The 19138-nt window shown below is 64.2% G+C and carries 17 protein-coding genes; 9 read left to right on the top strand and 8 right to left on the bottom strand.

Translation table 11 applies throughout. The features are described from left to right. Positions 1-157: 157 nt before the first annotated feature. Both glmS and NZK81_RS12975 read right to left on the bottom strand, forming a co-directional pair. Positions 158-1981, bottom strand: coding sequence for a glutamine--fructose-6-phosphate transaminase (isomerizing) (glmS, locus tag NZK81_RS12980; protein ID WP_260046514.1), 1824 nt, complete (start codon positions 1979-1981; stop codon positions 158-160). Positions 1982-2100: 119 nt separating this feature from the next. Continuing rightward, the gene (locus tag NZK81_RS12975) at positions 2101-2931 is read right to left on the bottom strand and encodes a TIGR00266 family protein (RefSeq protein ID WP_260046513.1); all 831 of its coding nucleotides are present in this window, start codon (positions 2929-2931) and stop codon (positions 2101-2103) included. Positions 2932-3170: 239 nt separating this feature from the next. Here NZK81_RS12975 and NZK81_RS12970 point away from each other — a divergent pair, with 239 nt between their 5' ends. Beyond that, positions 3171-3887: a tetratricopeptide repeat protein gene (locus NZK81_RS12970; protein WP_260046512.1), complete on the top strand. Its 717-nt coding sequence runs from the start codon at positions 3171-3173 to the stop codon at positions 3885-3887. A gap of 43 nt (positions 3888-3930) precedes the next feature. Here the strand turns inward: NZK81_RS12970 and glmU are convergent, their stop codons facing one another. Beyond that, positions 3931-5304, bottom strand: a complete 1374-nt coding sequence (gene glmU / locus NZK81_RS12965; RefSeq protein WP_260046511.1) for a bifunctional UDP-N-acetylglucosamine diphosphorylase/glucosamine-1-phosphate N-acetyltransferase GlmU — start codon at positions 5302-5304, stop codon at positions 3931-3933. A 59-nt stretch (positions 5305-5363) separates the two neighbouring features. Between glmU and NZK81_RS12960 the strand changes: the two genes are divergently transcribed. Further along, on the top strand, positions 5364-6038 hold the full coding sequence (locus NZK81_RS12960) for an HAD-IA family hydrolase (protein WP_260046510.1): 675 nt from the start codon (positions 5364-5366) through the stop codon (positions 6036-6038). Positions 6039-6153: 115 nt separating this feature from the next. Continuing rightward, a complete protein-coding gene (locus NZK81_RS12955) occupies positions 6154-7029 on the top strand; it encodes an isocitrate lyase/PEP mutase family protein (RefSeq protein WP_260046509.1) in 876 nt (291 codons plus the stop codon). A 167-nt stretch (positions 7030-7196) separates the two neighbouring features. On the opposite strand, the gene NZK81_RS12950 is transcribed toward NZK81_RS12955, so the two are convergent. After that, positions 7197-10028, bottom strand: coding sequence for a M16 family metallopeptidase (locus tag NZK81_RS12950; protein WP_260046508.1), 2832 nt, complete (start codon positions 10026-10028; stop codon positions 7197-7199). Positions 10029-10130: 102 nt separating this feature from the next. Beyond that, positions 10131-10913: a phosphoribosylaminoimidazolesuccinocarboxamide synthase gene (gene purC, locus NZK81_RS12945; protein ID WP_243994459.1), complete on the bottom strand. Its 783-nt coding sequence runs from the start codon at positions 10911-10913 to the stop codon at positions 10131-10133. A 187-nt stretch (positions 10914-11100) separates the two neighbouring features. On the opposite strand from purC, the gene NZK81_RS12940 reads away from it, so the two are divergent. Next, entirely contained in the window at positions 11101-11568 is a 468-nt protein-coding gene (locus tag NZK81_RS12940; protein WP_260046507.1) for a MaoC family dehydratase, read from the top strand. A 13-nt stretch (positions 11569-11581) separates the two neighbouring features. After that, positions 11582-12169: a GNAT family N-acetyltransferase gene (locus tag NZK81_RS12935; protein WP_260046506.1), complete on the top strand. Its 588-nt coding sequence runs from the start codon at positions 11582-11584 to the stop codon at positions 12167-12169. Here the strand turns inward: NZK81_RS12935 and NZK81_RS12930 are convergent. Beyond that, positions 12166-12651: a low molecular weight protein-tyrosine-phosphatase gene (locus NZK81_RS12930; RefSeq protein ID WP_260046505.1), complete on the bottom strand. Its 486-nt coding sequence runs from the start codon at positions 12649-12651 to the stop codon at positions 12166-12168. The two genes, NZK81_RS12935 and NZK81_RS12930, sit on opposite strands and share 4 nt — an antisense overlap. 215 nt (positions 12652-12866) lie before the next feature. Between NZK81_RS12930 and NZK81_RS12925 the strand changes: the two genes are divergently transcribed. The 4 genes from NZK81_RS12925 to NZK81_RS12910 all read left to right on the top strand — a co-directional run bounded on the left by NZK81_RS12925 (position 12867) and on the right by NZK81_RS12910 (position 17426). Then, entirely contained in the window at positions 12867-14834 is a 1968-nt protein-coding gene (locus NZK81_RS12925; protein ID WP_260046504.1) for a TadE/TadG family type IV pilus assembly protein, read from the top strand. Continuing rightward, positions 14831-15454 carry a TadE/TadG family type IV pilus assembly protein gene (locus NZK81_RS12920; RefSeq protein WP_260046503.1) on the top strand — a complete coding sequence of 208 codons (624 nt, stop codon included), beginning with the start codon at positions 14831-14833 and terminating at the stop codon, positions 15452-15454. Before NZK81_RS12925 ends, NZK81_RS12920 begins: the two co-directional genes overlap by 4 nt. 11 nt (positions 15455-15465) lie before the next feature. Then, positions 15466-16152, top strand: coding sequence for a pilus assembly protein TadE (locus tag NZK81_RS12915; protein WP_260046502.1), 687 nt, complete (start codon positions 15466-15468; stop codon positions 16150-16152). Positions 16153-16331: 179 nt separating this feature from the next. Beyond that, positions 16332-17426, top strand: a complete 1095-nt coding sequence (locus NZK81_RS12910) for a TauD/TfdA family dioxygenase (RefSeq protein ID WP_260046501.1) — start codon at positions 16332-16334, stop codon at positions 17424-17426. 142 nt (positions 17427-17568) lie between these two features. On the opposite strand, the gene NZK81_RS12905 is transcribed toward NZK81_RS12910, so the two are convergent. Beyond that, positions 17569-18228, bottom strand: coding sequence for a cysteine hydrolase family protein (locus tag NZK81_RS12905; protein ID WP_260046500.1), 660 nt, complete (start codon positions 18226-18228; stop codon positions 17569-17571). Beyond that, on the bottom strand, positions 18228-19058 hold the full coding sequence (locus NZK81_RS12900; protein ID WP_260046499.1) for an oxidoreductase: 831 nt from the start codon (positions 19056-19058) through the stop codon (positions 18228-18230). Before NZK81_RS12900 ends, NZK81_RS12905 begins: the two co-directional genes overlap by 1 nt. Between the last annotated feature and the right edge of the window lie 80 nt (positions 19059-19138).

The raw sequence follows: 19138 nt of genomic DNA, 5'->3' as shown, positions 1-19138 counted from the left end.
AACACGGGAAGCTCCTTGGGGAGCGTCTTGTTCGAAAGAGTCCTAGTGTTCACACTGGCTCGGATACTCGAACAAGGGTTATTACTCGGTAAAGCGTTTGCCGTTGATTTCAGTTTTTCGGTTTTACTGGCAGCGGGCAGAGGCCCGTGTCGCGTTTTTATTCAACGGTGACGCTCTTGGCGAGATTGCGCGGCTGGTCGACGTCGGTGCCTTTCACGCAGGCGACGTGATAGGCGAGCAACTGGACCGGTACGGCATAGACCAGCGGCGCGATCAGCGGGTGCACCTTGGGCATCTCGATCGTGGCGATGCAGCCTTCGCCAGCCTCCGCGATGCCTTCAGCGTCGGAGATCAGCACGACCTTGCCGCCACGCGCGCGCACTTCCTGCATGTTGGAGACGGTCTTTTCGAAGAGAGGCCCGGACGGGGCCAGGACGATGACCGGAACGGCTTCGTCGATTAGCGCAATGGGGCCGTGCTTCATTTCGCCCGAAGCATAGCCTTCCGCATGGATGTAGCTGATTTCCTTGAGCTTGAGTGCACCCTCGAGAGCCAATGGGAAGTCCGGTCCACGGCCCAGGTAGAGCACGTCGCGAGCCGGGGCGATGAGGTGCGCCATGTCCGCGATCTCCTCGTCGTGGGCGAGGGCCGCGTTGAGACAGGCGGGCGTCTCGACGAGGTGCCTGACCACTTCGGTCTCCTCGGCGCGGTCCATGCGCCCGCGCAGCACGGCCAGCCGCGCGGCGAGGGCGGCGAGAACGGCGAGTTGGCAAGTGAAGGCCTTGGTCGAGGCGACGCCGATTTCCGGTCCCGCGTGGGTGGGCAGCAGCAGGTCCGCCTCGCGGGCCATGGAACTGGTCGGCACGTTGACGACGACGGCGATTGTCTGCCCGGCCGCCTTGCAGTGGCGCAGCGCGGCAAGCGTATCCGCCGTTTCGCCCGATTGCGAGATGAAGAGGGCCAGGCCGCCCGATTCGAGGACCGGGTCGCGGTAGCGGAACTCGGACGCGACATCGATGTCGACCGGCACGCGCGCGAAGCTTTCGATCCAGTACTTGGCGACCATGCCGGCGTAGTAGCTGGTGCCGCAGGCCACGATGGTGATGCGATTGACCCGGGAGAGATCGAAATCGATCTGCGGCAGCGCCACCGACTGGTCGACCTGCCGCACGTAGCTGTTGAGCGTCTGTGCCACTACGGTCGGTTGCTCGAAGATCTCCTTCTGCATGAAGTGGCGATAATTGCCCTTTTCGATGGCGACCGCCGATGCGCCGGACGAGACGATCTCGCGTTCGACCGGATTGTTGTCGACATCGTAGATCCGGGCGCCGTCGCGGGTGATGACGACCCAGTCGCCTTCATCGAGGTAGGAAATCCGCTGGGTGAGCGGAGCAAGCGCGAGCGCATCGGACCCCAGATAGGTCTCGCCTTCGCCGTAGCCGACCACCAGCGGCGAGCCGAGGCGCGCGCCGATCAGCATGTCGGGGAAGCGGCGGAAGGCGATGGCCAGCGCGAAGGCGCCGCGAAGCTGGGGCAGGACGATCTTCATGGCTTCCTGCGGCGAGCGGCCCGCCTCGATCTGCTCGGAGACGAGGTGTGCGACCACTTCGGTGTCGGTCTGGCTCTCGAAAGTACGGCCGCGTGCTTCCAGTCCCTCGCGCAGGGGCTTGAAATTTTCGATGATGCCGTTGTGCACCAGCGCCAGTTCCGCAGTGGCGTGCGGGTGGGCGTTGGCGGCGGTCGGCGCGCCGTGGGTGGCCCAGCGGGTGTGGGCAATGCCGGTTACCCCCAGCGCCGGGTCCCTGACCAGTTCCTTGACGAGATTGAGCAGCTTGCCTTCGGCACGGCGCCGGATCAGTTGCCCATCATGGACCGTGCAGACGCCGGCGCTGTCATAGCCCCGGTATTCCATTCTCCTGAGGCCGTCGACCAGACGGTCCGCCACGTCTTCCTTGCCGACGATGCCGATGATGCCACACATGTGCCGAGTTTGCTGCCTTAACCGTGATAACCAAGCAATTGGAGGCTTGAACCTGCCGATACAAGCTTGAGAAGAGGTTTAGATGTCAAGCCGGTAGGCGTGCTTGTGGAAAGAACGGCTCAATCGCCGTCGAGCAGATCGCCCAGGCCGCCCAGAAGCGAACCTTCGCCGCGGCTCTGGCCGCCAACCGGGCGTGCGGCCGCGAGCATGCGGCCGGCGAGGCGCGAGAAAGGCAGGGACTGGATCCAGACCTTGCCGGGACCGCGCAGGCGCGCGAAGAACACGCCTTCACCGCCGAAGATCATCGACTTGACCGAACCGGCACGGATCAGGTCGAAATCGACGCCCGATGTGAAGGCGGCGACACAGCCGGTGTCGATGTGCAGTTCTTCCCCGGCCTGCAGTTCGCGCTCTATCACGGTGCCACCCATCTGCACGAAGACCCAGCCATCGCCTTCCAGCTTCTGCATGATGAAGCCTTCGCCGCCGAACAGGCCGGTCATGATCCGCTTCTGGAAGTGGACGCCGATAGAAACGCCGCGCGCGGCGGCGAGGAAGGCATCCTTCTGGCAGATCAGCCGTCCGCCCACGTCGTCGAGCTTGATCGGCAGGATCGCGCCGGGAACAGGGGCTGCGAAGGCCACGCGGGCCTTGCCCTTGCCGTGGTGGGTGAAGACGGTCGTGAACAGGCTTTCGCCGGTGACGAGGCGCTTGCCCGCCCCCAGCAGCTTGCCCATGAAGCCGCTGCCTTCACCGCCCGATCCATCGCCGAACACCGTCGACATCTCGATGTCGGAATCCTTCCAGACCATCGCGCCGGCTTCCGCCACCGCGCTTTCGCCGGGGTCCAGTTCGATCTCGACGAACTGCAGTTCCTGCCCCCTGATTTCGAAGTCGACGTCGTCGGCAATCGATGAACTGCGGGAGTGGCTCCAGGGACTGTTCGTCATCGTGTGGTCTCCATGTGGCGCGAAAGAGGGACGTAAGGTGTCATTGATGCGGCGTGTGACGATGTGATTTCAGCAATGCGACTTGTCAAACCACGCCGGTCGGATATTCTAGGGACTTCAACGAACACTGTCTGACGCGTTACGCCTGACAGCAAGGCCCCGGCAAAGACCGGCGCAGTATCGGTGTTTTGGGGAGAGGAAATACGCCGATGCTCATCAGAAGTGCGTTTGCAGGAGTAGTGTGTCTGTTGTTTGCCGGCGCGGCCCAGGCCGCTACGGTCGGGCAGAGTTCGTCGTCGGGCAGCATACCCGAGACTACGGCGCTTGCCGTCGCTCTGGGGCACGGCATGAAGCCGGGAACGGGCCTCGATGTCGACGCGCAGGTGGACAAGGCCTTCGACATGATCCGCAGTGGCAAGCAGGCGAAGGCCGTCCGGCTTTTCGACAGCGTCATTGCGTCGGTCGACCAGTCGCTTGCTGGCGATACCCGTGCGCGCCTGTGCCGCACCGATCGCAATGCCGGCAAGGCGGACGCGGACAAGGTGGTGCTCGTCGAGGGGGCCGTCTGCGATGCACACTTCGGCAAGGGGTTTGCGCTGATCGATCTTGGACGCGGCGACCTTGCCGAAGTGGAGCTGCGCGAGGCCACGAAGATGGCGCCGGGCAACGCCCACTATGTCAACGAATATGCCGAATTGTTCAAGTCGCGGCGCCAGTGGCAGAAGAGCTACGATCTGTTCGCCCAGGCCTGGGCCATCGTCGACAAGGACCCGGCCGGCCACGATGCGTCGCTGGCGGCGCGGGCCCTGCGCGGGATGGGCTACAACAAGATTGCGATGGGCGATCTCGACGATGCGGAGCGGTTGTTCCGCCAGTCGCAGGAATACGAGCCGGACAACGAAGCGGCCAGGATCGAACTGGGTTACATTGCCCGCAAGAAGGCGATCGGTTCGTAACGCTTCGGCGGGTCGAGCGGTCGCAGGTGCGGCCGCTCCCGTCTCAGCGCGGCTTCTTCTGGTCGGCCTTTTTCTTCTTCATGGCGTCGTGAAAACGGTCGGCCCAGCCGGGCTTGACCAGCTGTTCGCCGCGCACGAGGCGTAGCTCGCCGTCGGCAACGTCGCGGGTGACGGCGCTGCCCGCCGCGACGATCGCGTCCGCGCCGATCTTCACCGGCGCCACCAGCGCGCTGTTCGAGCCGATGAAGGCGCGCTCGCCGATCACCGTCCTGTGCTTGAAATAGCCGTCGTAGTTGCAGGTGATCGTGCCCGCGCCGATGTTGGCGCCCGCGCCCACTTCGGCATCGCCAAGGTAGGTGAGGTGGTTGGCCTTTGCGCCTTCACCCAGCACCGCCTGCTTCATTTCGACGAAGTTGCCGATTTTCGCGCCGGCCTTGAGCACGGCACCGGGGCGCAGGCGGGCATAAGGGCCGATCGAGGTGCCGCTTTCCAGCGTCGCGCCTTCGAGGTGCGAGAAGGCGTGGATGACCACATTGTCCGCCACGGTGACCCCGGGACCGAACACGACGTTGGGTTCGATGGTCACGTCGCGTCCCAGCTGCGTGTCCCAGGCGAAGAACACGGTTTCGGGCGCGATCAGCGACACACCATCGTCCATGGCCTGTACGCGGCGCTTTTTCTGCCAGCGAACCTCGGCTTCGGCGAGTTCGCTCCGGCTGTTGATCCCGCCCACCTCGTCGGCATCATCGGTCACGATAACGGCGCAGGTGCGCCCTTCGAGCGTGGCGATGTTGACGATGTCGACGAGGTAGTATTCGCCTTGCGAATTGTCGTTGCCGACCTTGGCAAGCAGGCCGAACAGGTCGGCTGACTTCACCGCCATCAGCCCCGAATTGCACAGGCGGCAGGCGCGCTGTTCCTCGTTGGCGTCCTTGTACTCGACCATCATCGCGATGCGGCCATCGTCATGGGCGAGCACGCGACCGTATTGCAGCGGGTCTTCCGGTTCGAAGCCGAGCACGACGACGGCCGGGGCATCGGGCGCATGGAGCCGCTCGATCATCGCGCGCATCGTCTCCGCCTGCACGAAAGGCACGTCGCCGTAGAGGATGAGCACATCGCCCTCGAAGCCGGTCAGCGCCTGCTCGGCCTGCTGCACGGCATGGCCGGTGCCGAGCTGGGGTTCTTGCACCGCGATCGTCGCGCGCGCACCCAGCGCCTGTTCCAGTTGTTCGCGCCCGTGCCCGGCGACGACGACCTGACGCTCGGGCGACAGGTCCTGCGCGCTGGCCAGCAGGTGTTCGAGCATCGGGCGGCCCGCGATGGGATGGAGCACCTTGTGCAGGTTGCTCTTCATGCGGGTGCCTTTGCCTGCGGCAAGGACGATGATGGCGAGGGGGGTACTGGCAGAAGTCATAATCGTCATCTGCCAGCAATTTGTTGCAGTTTCTACACCAACCCTTCAGTGGGGTGGCCATGACTTCCTTTCCCTTTGAAATCGTCGGCTTCGATCTCGACGGAACTCTCCTCGACAGTCACGGTGATCTCGCCCACGCGGTGAACCACGCGCTTTCCATCGAAGGACGCCCGGCCATTCCCGCAAGCGCAGTGCGCGACCTGATCGGCGGCGGGGCGAAGAAGATGCTGGCCAAGGCGCTGGAAGTCACCGGAGGCAGCGTGGCCGAAGCGCGTTTCGATGAGCTGCACCAGTCGCTGCTCGATTTCTACGAGGACAACATCGCCGTTGAAACGCGGCTGTTCCCGGGCGGCGAGGCGATGCTGGACGGACTGGCGCAACGCGGCGTGAAGCTCGCGGTCGTGACCAACAAGCTGGAGCGCTTTGCCGTGAAGATCTTCAAGGACCTGGGCCTCACCAGCCGGTTCTACACGGTCATCGGCGGCGATACGCTCGGGCCGGGACGGGCCAAGCCGCGTCCCGATCTGCTGAACCTGATGCTGGAGCGCGCGGGCGGAGGCAGGGCTGCCTATGTCGGCGACACGACCTACGATACAGGAGCGGCCGCTGCGGCGGGCCTGCCTTGCGTGGCCGTCAGCTTCGGGTTCAACGACAGGCCGCCGCTCGATCTTGGCGCCGCGGCGGTGATCGACCATTTCGACGAGTTGATACCGGCGCTAGAACGGATCGCGTAGCTACCGCCCCGCCGATAACCGTTCCAGACAAGCGCCGCGACTTGCCTCTCTCGCGCCGTCGTGCAAGCCCTGTCCCCAGGCGCCGAGCGCCACGTGCAAAAGGGGAGACGAGACGATGCCGACACCTGGAGAGAAACTGCGCGCGCTGCTCGAAAGCGGCGAGCACTTCGTGTGCGGCGACGTCTTTTCGGCGATTACCGGCCGCATTGTCGAGCACGTCGGTTTTCCTGCCGCCTATCTGGGCGGCCATGCCTGCTCCGCCTTCCACTACGCGGTGCCCGACAATGGCGTGTACAGCCAGGTCGAGCAGATCGAGCAGGCCGCGCGCATTGCCCACGTGATGTCGATCCCGCTTATCGCGGACGCCGATACGCTGGGCGAGACGGTGGCCGATGCCTATCACTTCACGCGCCGATACATCCAACAGGGCATTGCCGGCTTCCACGTCGAGGACGAGCGCAATCCCAAGCATTCCAAGCACGTCAATGGACTGTGCGCGATCGAGGACCAGCAGGCGCGCATCGATGCGGCCCGCCGGGCGCAGCGTGACAGCGGCCAGGATTTCGTGATTATCGCGCGGTGTGACGAGCTCTACACCAGCGAGATGGGCGGTGGCGGCACCGGCAGCATGGAAGAGGCGATCAAGCGGGGCCATGCCTATATGGAAGCCGGTGCCGACGCGCTGTTCTACCCGCCGCGCCCCGACTGGGTGCCCGAACTCGTCAAGGCCTTCGGATCGAAGATCCCCGTTGCGACGATGGGCTTCAGCCTGCCCGATACGGCCTTCAACATGGCAACCGGCGGCTGGGTGACGGCTGCAGCCAACCACCTCAAGCTCATGCGCGAGCTCAAGGAGGAAGGCCGCATGCTTTCGGGCAACTTCAACTTCCCCGAAAAGTACGAGCTGATCGAACACCCGCTCTACGATGGCCTGATCGAGGAATGGGCGGAGAAGACCGGACGCCCGACGCGTCCCAACCACGCGCCCTGATCGGCAAGGGGAGCACCAGGCGATTGGCTCCTGGCGTGTGATCGTTTTACCTCGAATCGTCATTGCGAGGCCCGTAGGGCCGCGGCAATCCAGAGCGGCGTCACAACGCTCTGGATTGCTTCGCTTCGCTCGCAATGACGAATGCTTCATTCAAGGGTAATTGCACTCTACTCTGGAACCGCCACGCCTTCGGGCAGTACCAGCACTTCCAGCCCCGCACCGGGCGCCAGATAGCGTCGGGCGACGATTGTGATGTCCGCCGGGGTTAGGGCGAGCAGGCGTTCCTTCGCCATTTCGTAGCGGTCGATGCGGTCGGGCTCGGTCTGGGCGCGGTCGACCAGCGAGAGCCAGCCCCCGTTGCTCTTGAGCGCATTGTGCAGCGATTCGAGCAGCGGCTGGCGGGCGCGGCGAAACATGTCGGCGCTGACGGGAGCAGTATTCAGCGCGCTCACGACGCGCTGGATCGCGGCGCGCGTGGCGGGAACGTCGGCGACGTCGACCGAGGCATTGACGGAAAACACGCCATAGCCTTTCCAGTGCCGTGAGGCATAGCTGCTGGCGGAAGGCGAATAGGCCTTGCCGAGCGCCTCGCGCAATTGATCGGTCAGTTCCACGCGTATGACACGTTCGAGCATCTCCAGCCGCAGCGTGTCGAGCGGGTCGCTGTCGTCCCGCGTTGGCCAGACGATCCTGAGCAGTGCCTGGTCGGCAGGTCCGGTATGGCGGATCACGCGAGTGGATCGGTCTGTCGTGAACATGCGCGGCGGCTGGTCGGAATAGCTGCGAAAGGCCGCTTCGCGCGGGGGCAGGGCGCCCAGCGTCTCTCCGACCAGCGCGATCACGCGGTCTTCGTCTATATCGCCGACAACGCCCACTTCGATCGCACCGCGCGCCAGCCGGTCGCCGATGTCCTGGCGCAGCTTGGCGAAGGTCAGGTGGCGATAGTCCTCGACCCGCTGCAGGCTGAAGCGTGGATCGTTGTCGGACAGGATGGCGCCCAGATCCGCCTCCAGCGCGGAGGATGGCGTCGCCCGCAGTTGCGCGAAGTAGTTGTTGACCGACTGGCGATACTGCACCTCGCCTTCCGGGCGGTAGCCGGGGTCGCGGATCAGGGCCGTCATCAGGTCGAGCTGCAGTTCGAGATCGCGTGGCGTGGTGCGGACCCGCGTGTCGAATGTCGCGGCACCGCGGGACAGCCCGAGGCCGACGGTCCGCCCGGCAAGGATCGAATCGAGTTCGTCGCGGCTGTGCTTGCCAAGGCCGCCTTCCGCCAGATAGGGCGCCATTTCGCTTGCCAGCGGGTCGGCCTTGGTATCGAGCATGTCGCCGCCGTCCACGGCGAGGCTGATCCTGACCTTGTCCTTCTCGATGTCGGTATGCTTGAGGTTGAGCATCACCCCGTTGGCGAAGCGCACCTCGCGGATACCCAGTTCCGGTTCGCGCCTGTCGCTTACGACCTCTCCGGGAGGGCCGAAGTCCGTGTAGTCGAACGATGCCGTCGCGGTGGGGGGCTGCCTGACGATGGTCTCGCGCATCACGCGGCGCCAGGTCTCCTGGATCGCTTCGCTGCCACCTTCGGGGGCGACGCGGCCCTGGAAACGGATCAGCGGCTTTTCGAGCGGTATCGCTTCGCGCTTCATGGCGGCCATCACGACCTCGGGCGTGATCCCGGGGGCGAACGCCTCGAAGCGTTCAAGAGCAGAGGCTGGCGTCGAGGGCACGATCGCATCGTTGACGAGCGACAGCGCCGCGCTGGCGAGCGTCCCGTTCGAGCGTGTTTCGGCCGCGCCGGCGGCATCGACGAGCGATGTGCGGATACGGGCGATCTGCTCGGTAACCTCGTCCTGCGTGAAGCCATGGGCCAGCGCGCGGCGGTATTCCCGCGCCGCCGTTTCCAGTCCGCGCTGCCATGCGCCATCGACCGTGTCGACGATCAGCCGCGTCGAGCGGGCAGCCTTGAACACGTCGCCCGTGCCGAAGCCGGCATCGCGAAAGGGCGGCTTTGCCGAGCGGGCCAGACGTTGCAGCCGCCGGTTGACGATCCGGTAGCCGATGGTGCGCAGGAGGTTTTCCTGGCGTTCGGCAATCGTGTCGGGCTCGTCCCGGTAGCGGCCGTTGCGCAGCACCGTCATGCGCTCGGACAGGGCGGGGTCGAGGTAAATCTCGCTGCGATCCCTGTCCATTCGATAGACCGGCCCCGCATCGGGCTGCTTTTCCGCGAGGGCGGGGCTCCAGCTGGCGAAGTGGCGGCGGATGCCGGCTTCCACCGCAGCGGTGTCGAAATCGCCGACGACCACGAGAACGGCATGGGAAGGCACGTATTCGCGCTGGTAGAAACTGCGCAGCGAAGCGCTGGTGGCCGCCTTCAGCGTCTCGGCCGTGCCGATCGGGAAGCGCTCGCCATAGCGCGAGGCGGGATAGAAGAAATGCGTGGAAGCAAAGGCGTTGCGGTAACTCCAGGTGTTGCGGTCGCGCATTTCCGACAGCACGACGCCGCGTTCGCGTTCGACCGCGCCCTGCGAAATCGTAAGGTTGCTCGCGGTTTCGCGCATCAACATCAGCGCGGTATCCAGTAGCGCCGGGTCGTTGCGCGGCAGATCGAGCTTGTAGACGGTGCGCTCGAAGCCGGTCGAGGCGTTGGTATCGGCCCCGAACGCCAGCCCGTCGCGCTCGAGCAGCCTGATCATCTCGCCTTCGGGGACGTGCGTGGAGCCGTTGAAGGCCATGTGTTCGACGAAGTGGGCATAACCGCGCTCGCTGTCGCTCTCGTCCAGCGATCCGGCCTCGACTTCCATGCGGACGACGCCGGTGCCTGCCGGCGTGGCGTTGTGGCGAACGATGTAGCGCATGCCGTTGTCCAGGCGTCCGAAGCGAAAGTCCGGATCGACCGGGATGTCGCTCTTCTCGAAAGCCCAGCGGGTGTCGTCGTTGGAGGTATCCCTCGCGGCGAGCGGCGCAGGCAGCAGCGCGGCGAGGACAGCGATCAGGAGTCCTCTCATCGCGTCAGGAGTGCCCCAGCGGCCCGAACATAACAAGGGGCCGGATCGCATTTGCCCGCGATCCGGCCCCTTGGCTCAATTCGTTTCGTGCCCGGTGGGGGCTTACTTGCCGCGCAGCTTGCGGTGCTTGGACAGGTCGAAGACCTCGCTCGGGCCGTTGTCGTCCTGCAGCAGGCCGAGACGACGGGCGACTTCCTGATAGGCTTCTTCCTCGCCGCCCAGATCGCGGCGGAAGCGGTCCTTGTCGAGCTTTTCGCCGGTGTGCATGTCCCACAGGCGGCAGCCGTCGGGGCTGATCTCGTCGGCCAGGATCACGCGGCTGAAGTCGCCGTCCCAGATACGGCCGAATTCCAGCTTGAAGTCGATCAGGCGGATGTTGATCGCCGCGAACATGCCGCACATGAAGTCGTTCACGCGGATCGCCATGTCGGCGATGTCCTGCATCTCGTCATGCCCGGCCCAGCCGAAGCAGCGGATGTGTTCCTCGGCGATCATCGGATCGCCGAGGGCATCGTCCTTGTAGTAGTATTCGATCAGCGTGTGCGGCAGCATCTCGCCCTCGGGAATGCCGAGGCGCTTGGAGATGGAACCGGCCGCGACGTTGCGCACCACCACCTCGATCGGGATGATTTCCACCTGCCGCACCAGCTGCTCGCGCATGTTCAGGCGGCGGATGAAGTGGTTGGGCACGCCGATGTGGTTGAGGCGCGTGAAGACGTACTCGCTGATGCGATTGTTGATGACGCCCTTGCCCTGGATCGTGCCTTTCTTCTGCGCGTTGAACGCAGTGGCATCGTCCTTGAAGTACTGGATCAGCGTGCCGGGCTCGGGACCTTCGTAGAGGATCTTGGCCTTGCCTTCATAGATCTGGCGGCGACGGGACATGGGTTTCGTCCTTGCAACGGTAAAAGAGCAAACCCCGGCTCGATGGAGTCGCGGGCGACATTCCGGGCCGGGGCAATTGCTCGCGCATATAGTGCAAGCCGGGTCAAAAGCAAACTACCCGCTCTGCACTTGGTGGATACCGCGCTTTTGTGCACGATGGCGGCATTAGAACGGGGGAGAATGCGGGATGGGAGAGCAGGGGGACGAAACGATCGCCGGCTGGATCGCCAGCGTCGTCGGATGTCCGGCGGTTTCCGACTGGGTCACGGTGGACCAGGCGATGATTTCGGGCTTTGCCGATGTGACGCGCGACTGGAATTTCCTGCACGTCGATGGCGATGCCGCCCGCGCAGTCGGTATGGAGCGGACCATCGCCCATGGCTTCCTTACGCTGTCGCTGATGTCGCCGATGCGGATGAATGCCGGACTGCGGCCATGTCCCGGGCTGAAGATGGCGATGAACTACGGGCTCGACGGGGTGCGCTTTCTTTCGCCGGTTCATGTCGGAGACCGCATTCGCGGTCGCTTTACAACGCTGGACATTGAGGAAACGCAGCCGGGCCGCTATCGTGAGACGGTACAGGCAAGCGTCGAGATCGAAGGGCAGGAACGCCCCGCGCTGGTTGCCACATGGCTGGCCATGTACATGACGTGAGGATCGCCCGAAAATGACCGTTGTCATCCGAGCTCTGACCGGAGAGCAGATTCTGGCTGCCGTCGACGCTCTCGCGGCATTGCGCATGAGCGTCTTTGCCGAATGGCCCTACCTCTACGACGGCGATCACGCCTACGAGATCGCGTACCTCGGGGAATTCGTCGAGGCGCCGGACGGGATCCTCGTTGCCGCCTGCGATGGCGACAGGATCGTGGGCGCGGCGACGGCATCGCCCATGCCCGCGCAGAAAGCCGAATTCCGCGCGCCTTTCGAAATGCGCGGGTTCGATGTCTCGCGGCTGTTCTATTTCGGGGAATCCGTATTGCTGCCCGAATACCGGGGGCAGGGCATCGGCCATGCCTTCTTCGATCACCGCGAGGAGCAGGCCAGGAAATGCGGCGCTGCGGCAGCGACGTTCGCGGCCGTCATGCGTCCGTCGGATCACCCGGACCGGCCGGCAGACTACGTTCCGCTCGACCGGTTCTGGCGCAAGCGGGGCTATGCACCGGTTTCGGGGCTGGTCACACGGTTCGACTGGAAGGACCACCGCGAAACGGGTCAGACGGCCAAGCCGATGCAATACTGGATGCGACGCTTCTAGAGCGAATCCCGCCGGATCGCCTCGACGAGATTGCGCGCGGCCTCGCTCACCTGGCGCCAGGTCTCCTCGAAGCCTTCGGGGCCGCCGAAATAGGGATCGACGACATCCTGGCCGGTCATGCCCGGAACATGGTCGAGCAGGAGCGAGAGGCCGGCGTGCGGGCTCGGCGGCGCGATCCGTCGCAAGTCGGCGAGGTTCTTGCGGTCGAGCGCGATGATGCGGTCGAACCGGGCGAAGTCGTCTCGTTCCACCTGCCGGGCGCGATAGGACGCGATGTCGATTCCGTGGCGCAGGGCTTCGGCGCACGACCGCGGATCGGGGGCGTTGCCGATGTGCCATGACCCCGTGCCGGCGGAATCGACCAGCAGGTTCAGTCCCGTCGCCTCGGCATGATGGCGCAAGGCGGCCTCCGCGAGCGGCGAGCGGCAAATGTTGCCGAGGCAGACGAACAGGACGGAGGGCAAGGGCGGCGCAACGGTCATTCCACGATCCTAGACCACCCGCGGCCGCTTCGTCACGTGCCGCCAGGGGAGGGGGCTAACAAAAGAAATACATTCATCGTTAATTTCGGGTGTCTTCGTGTGGGAGAGCCGCGTCCCTGCCTATATGGCCACTAAAGGGAGGGTTTCCTTAAGGTTTCAAGGATAACTGATAGTCCAAATCCCCTGCTTTCCGACGGATGCGGCATAGTTAATCGATGCGGACCATCACAAAGTTCATCTCGCGCCTGCGCCACGATCGGGCGGGCAACATCCTGCCCATGGCAGCGGTCGGTGCTGTCGTCGCGGCGACCATCGTCGGTTCCGCCGTCGATCTCAGCCGTGCCTACAGAGCGAAGAACCAGTTGCAGTCCGCCTGCGACGCGGCCGTGCTGGCCGGACGTCGCTCGGTCTCCACGAACGGCTTCGACGATGCGTCCAAGACCGCTGCTGCCAACTTCTTTTCGACGAATTTCGACGACGACGTCCAGGAAACGCGCTCGACTTCGTTCGTCACCAGTTCGGACGACAACGGCAATACCGTGAACGGTACCGCCAGGACGACGCTCGACACGCTCATCATGCGCCTGTTCGGCTTCGACGACTTCCAGCTTGGCGTGAATTGTTCAGCCTCTATGGGCGTCGGCAATTCCGACGTCGTGATGGTGCTCGACAACACCGGATCGATGGGCTGGAACCTGACCTACAGCGAGACCAGGCTCGAGGCGTTGCAGGACGCCATGAAGAACTTCTACACGACGCTTTCGTCCGCCACGTCGGGGACGAATGCCCGCATTCGCTATGGTTTCGTGCCTTACAGCACGACCGTGAACGTCGGGCATCTGCTGTACGATCTCAACCCGAATTACATCACCGACAAGCACACCTATTCGTCGCGCGAGCCGATATATGTCGATCCGTCGACGAGCACGACCGACACGGCCTACGAGAACCTGCAGACGACGGACTGGATTGATTACAATGACGGGTACAGAAACTACTCCGATTGCGAGAGTGATCTGCCTCCCGCCGCCAGCGGCTTTTCGGACTATGGGTCTTCATCCACGTCATCGACGTCGACGCCTGCGACGGACGGCTCCGGGCACCAGATGGTCACGACGACGTCAACGCAAGAACAGCGCCAGCTGACATCATCTCAGTGCGTCTCTTACAATGTGAAGATTCGTGGATCGTGGTACACGTATTATAAAATACAGGCGAAGTATAATACGCGTGACAAGGTAAGTACGGACACTATGCTGGGTGGCCCGGATGTCGTGGGTACCTTCCATCACTACGATTACAAGCCCGTCGAGTACGATACCAGCACGTACAAGACCTTCACGTCGGTTTCGAAGCTCGTCGGCGATCCCTCCGGAGGGAATCCTACTTCCGTGAGTTCCACCTGGAACGGCTGCATCCATGAACGGTCGACCTCGTCGGCCAGCAGTTTCAGCTTTTCCTCGCTCACGGGCATTTCCCCGTCCGATGCGCTGGACCTTGATCTCGATACTGCGCCGAGCGTTGGCGACGAGAGTACGAAGTGGGCGCCGATGTGGCCGGAGATCGTCTACAACCGCTACACGACCGGCGAGGATTCACGGGGGCGCACTGTCCATACGGCGACGACAGGCACGGGTGACTACGGCGTTACCGTATCGTCTCCCTGTCCCGTCGCGGCGCAGGGGCTCGAGGAAATGACCCAGGGCGAGTTCGACGGCTACGCCAATTCGCTGGTGGCTACCGGGAACACCTATCTGGACATCGGCATGATCTGGGGCGGGCGCCTGCTTTCACCGGAGGGCATCTTTTCCGGCACTGTCAATGATCGCCCCTCCAACGGCGGCGAGGTGTCGCGCCATATCGTGTTCATGACCGATGGCGTGATGGAGCCGAACAATGCCATCAACCAGGCGTGGGGCCTCGAATGGTGGGACCGCAATGTCACTTCGGACGGCAGTACCGGCGACACCTCGCGCCACACCTCGCGCTTTCTGGCGGCATGCGAGGCGATCAAGGACAAGGGTATCCGCATCTGGGTGATCGCCTTCACGTCGGGCCTCTCCAGCGATCTCACGACCTGCGCGTCCGCCCACAGTTCGTTCACCGCCAGCGACTCGGCGGACCTCAACGAGGCCTTTCAGGAAATCGCCAAGCAGGTCGGCGAGCTGAGAATTACGCAATGACGGGAAGGACGGGCATGGCCGGCTGGGAACGCATCGTTGCGCTGTTCGCGCGCTGCCGCGACGACAGGCGGGGCGTGACGGCGCTGGAGTTTGCGCTTGCAGGGCCGGTGCTGATCATCCTGCTGCTCGGCATCTTCGACATCGGGCATATGACCTACGTCACGAGCGTGTTGCAGGGCGCCGTGCAGAGCGTTGCGCGCAACAGCGCCCTGGAAACCGCCGATACCGCCACCGAGGACGCCTATGTCGAGGAGATGGTCCAGCGGGTGGCGCCCGGCGCAACGGTAACGACGAGCCGAAAGAGCTACTACGACTTCGCCGATATCGACCGGCCCGAGAGCTGGAACGATACCAACAACAACGGCACGTGCGACAACTCGGAGACTTACACCGACGAGAACAAAAACGGCCGTTGGGACGCCGATGTCGGCAAGTCCGGCAACGGCGGCGCCAACGACGTCGTCGTCTACACGGTGACGATGACCTACAAGCCCCTTTTCCCGATCCCCTGGATCACCGACAGCAATGCGACACGCACGCTGGAGGCCAGCGCCGTGAAGAAGAACCAGCCGTTCTCGTTGCAGAACAGCCTCGGTTCCGCGGCAGGGTCATGCGATTGAGCGAGCATGCGATGAAATCTGCGATCATGCGCCACACCACGGAGCCTTGCCGCCGCGCCCGGGCGTTCGCCCGGTCGTTCCTGGCGGACAGCAGGGGCGTTTCGATCCTTGAGCTGGCCCTGTCGCTACCGCTCCTGCTCACGCTCGGGCTCTACGGGACCGAAATGGCCTATATGGCCACGGTCAACACGCAGGTTGGCGCGATTGCCAATTCGGTGGCGGACAACGCCTCCCGTCTGGGCCAGACCGACAACAGCGCGGTGACGCCGACGGTGACGGAAACCGAGATCAACTCGGTGATGTCGGGTGCGCTCGTGCAGGGCAATGCGTTCGATTTCGAGAAACAGGGGCGTATCATCCTGTCCAGCCTCGAAAAGGATTCGGCGACCGGCAAGCAATACATCCACTGGCAGCGCTGCAAGGGCGACTATGACCATGCTTCGCGCTACGGCCCGGAAGGCACTGGTCTTGACGATGGTACGACGCTTGCCGGCATGGGAGAGGCGGGGCACCTGATCACCGCCAACAGCAACTCGGCCGTCATGTTCGTGGAAGTCTACTTCCACTACCAGCCGCTATTCGGCACCGTTTTCGTGGGTGACACGACCTTCAGCCGCGAGGCCGCCTTCATCATCAGGGACGACAGGAACCTGACCCCCGGCGTTACCGGCACGGCTAACCAGTCGGCGTGCAGCTGAGCTGATCCGGCCGGGCGCCTGGGCTCTTTGCGGCCTTCACGGGAGGCTTCGCCATCCCGTGCGTGCCCCTGCATGTTCGCCTCAGGGAAACCTTTCAGCCATGGCGTGACAAGTCGTGGCGCATGGGACGCGTTAGGGTCCCGGGCATGGAAACGATTTCCCGAACAGAGGATCAGTGCATGTCCAGCAACCCCGCCCTATCGCTCGAAGCCATCCCGCCTGTCACGACGGCTGCCGCATGGCGCGGGGATGAGCTCGAGAAGACGGGCGAATGGATCTACATGCTCTCGGCCGAGCAGGTCGCCGAGCTCGAGGAACTGGGCACACGCTTTCTGGAAGAGAACCCGGACCTGCGCACCGTTCAGGCCGAGGACTATCCGCTCGTCGCCTGCGCCGATGCGGTGAAGGTATGGGGCGGTGACGTCGACTACGGGCGCGGCTTCGTTCTGGTGCGCGGGTTGCGCACGCACCTCTATTCCGATGCGCTGTCCTCGGCGATCTACTACATCCTTGGCCTGCACATGGGCGATCCGATCCGTCAGAACGAGATGGGCGACCTGATCGACCACGTCTATGCGACCTCGGACAAGACCATGGACGATCCCACCGCGCTTTCCGCCAAGGTGCGCGACAAGCTTGTCTATCACTCCGACAGCTCGGACATCGTCGCGCTGATGTGCCTGCGTCCGTCCAAGGAAGGCGGGGCATCCTGTCTCGTCTCGGGCGCGCAGATCTACAACGAGATTCTCAAGCGCCGTCCGGATCTGGCGCCGCTGCTGCTCGAACCGTTCCACTGGGACTGGCGCCGGCAGGACCACAATGCACCGGCCGATACCTACACTTCGCCGATCGTCAGCCTCGTCGATGGCGTCTTCTCGATGTACGCGGGCTCGCTCTACATTCTTACCGCGCAGGAATACGAGGGCGTGCCCAAGCTGACGCCCGAGCAGATTGAAGTGCTCGAGCTCTTCGACAAGATTACCTACGAGGAAGGCATGGCGATCGAGATGGACTTTCGTCCCGGCGACATCCAGTGGCTGTCCAACTACGCCGCGCTTCATGCCCGCACGACGTTCTGGGACTGGCCCGAACCGCAGCGCCGCCGCCATTTGCTGCGCCTGTGGCTGAGCCGCGATGCAGGCCGCCCGGTCGTGTCCGGTTTCGGCAAGAACGGCGTCGTGCAGGTGCGTTCGGCCCCGCGCGACGGTGCCGCCGAGCATCCTGACGCGCACTTCGACGTCTATTCGGTCTCGGTTCCCCGCCTGCTGTCCTGAGCGCCGGCTCCCAATCCCGCCTCACAGCGGGATGCGGCACTCGCCCAGGCCTGATGGTGCACGCTTCCTAGCGCCGTTGCACGTCGGGTCGGGGGGCATGGGCGAGTGCCGCTATGGGAGGCAGGAGGATCGCGCAAGGTGATCAGAGAAGTGCGATGACTTCCCCCGCGGTTTTCACATCCGCGAAGTTGAGGCGCAGGTTGAGCAGCGCGGCATTGTGTTCCTCGTCGGTCACCGTGGCGCAGGCATCGGACACAACGATCACCTTGTAGCCGCGCATGTTGGCTTCGCGGGCTGTCGATTCGATGCAGACGTTGGTCAGCGTTCCCACCAGGACCAGCATCTCGATCCCGTGAAGTTCCAGAACTTTCGCCAGAGCGCCGGCAGGGCAGGAAAAGGCGCCATAGCGGAACTTGTCGAGCACGAGATCGTCCCGCCCACGGTCCATGGCCGGGTGGATGTCATGCGAAGCGCAGCCCTCGCGCAAGGCTGCCACCGCGCGAACCACCACCGGATCGGACATGTCGTATTGCCATTCCGGCATGGCCAGATGCGGTGCGTCGCTGACAGTCTGGCGCGTCCAGATCACTGCCGCATCGGCATTGCGCATGGCCCGGACCAGCCGGTTGATCGGTGCGATGACGGCGCGCGCGGTTTCGCTGCCGAAAACTTCGCCTTCGCCGACGAAGGCCGATTGCATATCGACCACGACCAGCGCGGTGCGGGCGGGGTCGATCGAGTCGAAGGCGTTGTATCCGCGCCCCCGCTCGATGGCCCAGGCGGGCAACTCGATGCGGTGCATCAGGCGTCTTCGTAGGCGATGGAGAGCGAGAGCGCTTCCCACTCCTTGATCTGCGCGGCGACGAAGGCGTGCTGGTCGGTGGCGTAATGCAGCGCGTCCTCGCCCAGGAACAGGTGCAGCGGCGGCTTGGGCGCGTCGAGCGCCTGCAGGATCGCTGCCGCCGCGCGCTGCGGATCGCCCTTTTCCTTGCCCGCATTCTCGGTGAGGCTGCGGCGCGCGAAATGGGCGACGCTGTCGTAATCGGCGATGTCCCTGACGGCGAACTTCAGGCCGGCACCGGCAAATTCGGTGCGCATGCCGCCCGGCGCGACATTGGTGACGCGAATGTTCATCGGCGCCACTTCCTGCGCCAGCGTCTGGCCGAGGCATTCGAGCGCGTACTTGCTGGCGCCATAGATTGCCGTGCCGGCCCAGGGCGCGTGGCCGCTGACCGAGGTGATGTTGACGATATGCCCGGCGCGGCGCGCGCGCATCGCCGGGAGCACGGCCTGGATCATGCGCAGCGCGCCGAAGACGTTGATTTCGAACAGCGCCCTGGTCTCTTCGATGGACACTTCCTCGATCGCGCCGATCAGACCGTAGCCGGCATTGTTGACGAGACGGTCGATGCCGCCGGTCAGCTCTTCGGCCCGGGCGACGGCATCGCGCACCGAAGTCTCGTCGCCGAGGTCCACGGTAAGGACATGCGCACGGCCCGGGGCAAGGCTGGTGAAGGCCTCGTCGCTGGCCTGCCGCGTGGTGCCGACAACCGTGTCTCCGCGCGCGAGAGCGGCTTCGGCCAGCGTCCGGCCAAGGCCGCCGCCAATCCCGGTAATCAGCCAATTCGTCATTGAGGAACCTCCATTGTTGCTGGGCAGCCTAGGGGGAGGGTGCCCGCGCGCTCTTGGCGCTGATGCCCGCAATTGTTGCG

The organism is Novosphingobium mangrovisedimenti, from assembly GCF_025153475.1.
Taxonomy (GTDB): Bacteria; Pseudomonadota; Alphaproteobacteria; order Sphingomonadales; family Sphingomonadaceae; genus Novosphingobium; species Novosphingobium mangrovi_A.
The sequence above is the reverse complement of the archived record's forward strand: the minus strand, read 5'-3'. Positions and strand labels throughout refer to the sequence as shown.

Coding starts and splice junctions, on each gene's coding strand:
- purC (WP_243994459.1), bottom strand. CDS start 10,913: ATGTCCCGTCGCCGCCAGATCTATGAAGGCAAGGCCAAGATCCTCTAC.
- NZK81_RS12920 (WP_260046503.1), top strand. CDS start 14,831: ATGACGGGAAGGACGGGCATGGCCGGCTGGGAACGCATCGTTGCGCTG.
- NZK81_RS12900 (WP_260046499.1), bottom strand. CDS start 19,058: ATGACGAATTGGCTGATTACCGGGATTGGCGGCGGCCTTGGCCGGACG.
- NZK81_RS12910 (WP_260046501.1), top strand. CDS start 16,332: ATGTCCAGCAACCCCGCCCTATCGCTCGAAGCCATCCCGCCTGTCACG.
- NZK81_RS12905 (WP_260046500.1), bottom strand. CDS start 18,228: ATGCACCGCATCGAGTTGCCCGCCTGGGCCATCGAGCGGGGGCGCGGA.
- NZK81_RS12930 (WP_260046505.1), bottom strand. CDS start 12,651: ATGACCGTTGCGCCGCCCTTGCCCTCCGTCCTGTTCGTCTGCCTCGGC.
- NZK81_RS12935 (WP_260046506.1), top strand. CDS start 11,582: ATGACCGTTGTCATCCGAGCTCTGACCGGAGAGCAGATTCTGGCTGCC.
- glmU (WP_260046511.1), bottom strand. CDS start 5,304: ATGACTTCTGCCAGTACCCCCCTCGCCATCATCGTCCTTGCCGCAGGC.
- NZK81_RS12915 (WP_260046502.1), top strand. CDS start 15,466: ATGAAATCTGCGATCATGCGCCACACCACGGAGCCTTGCCGCCGCGCC.
- glmS (WP_260046514.1), bottom strand. CDS start 1,981: ATGTGTGGCATCATCGGCATCGTCGGCAAGGAAGACGTGGCGGACCGT.
- NZK81_RS12940 (WP_260046507.1), top strand. CDS start 11,101: ATGGGAGAGCAGGGGGACGAAACGATCGCCGGCTGGATCGCCAGCGTC.
- NZK81_RS12950 (WP_260046508.1), bottom strand. CDS start 10,028: ATGAGAGGACTCCTGATCGCTGTCCTCGCCGCGCTGCTGCCTGCGCCG.
- NZK81_RS12955 (WP_260046509.1), top strand. CDS start 6,154: ATGCCGACACCTGGAGAGAAACTGCGCGCGCTGCTCGAAAGCGGCGAG.
- NZK81_RS12925 (WP_260046504.1), top strand. CDS start 12,867: ATGCGGACCATCACAAAGTTCATCTCGCGCCTGCGCCACGATCGGGCG.
- NZK81_RS12975 (WP_260046513.1), bottom strand. CDS start 2,931: ATGACGAACAGTCCCTGGAGCCACTCCCGCAGTTCATCGATTGCCGAC.
- NZK81_RS12960 (WP_260046510.1), top strand. CDS start 5,364: ATGACTTCCTTTCCCTTTGAAATCGTCGGCTTCGATCTCGACGGAACT.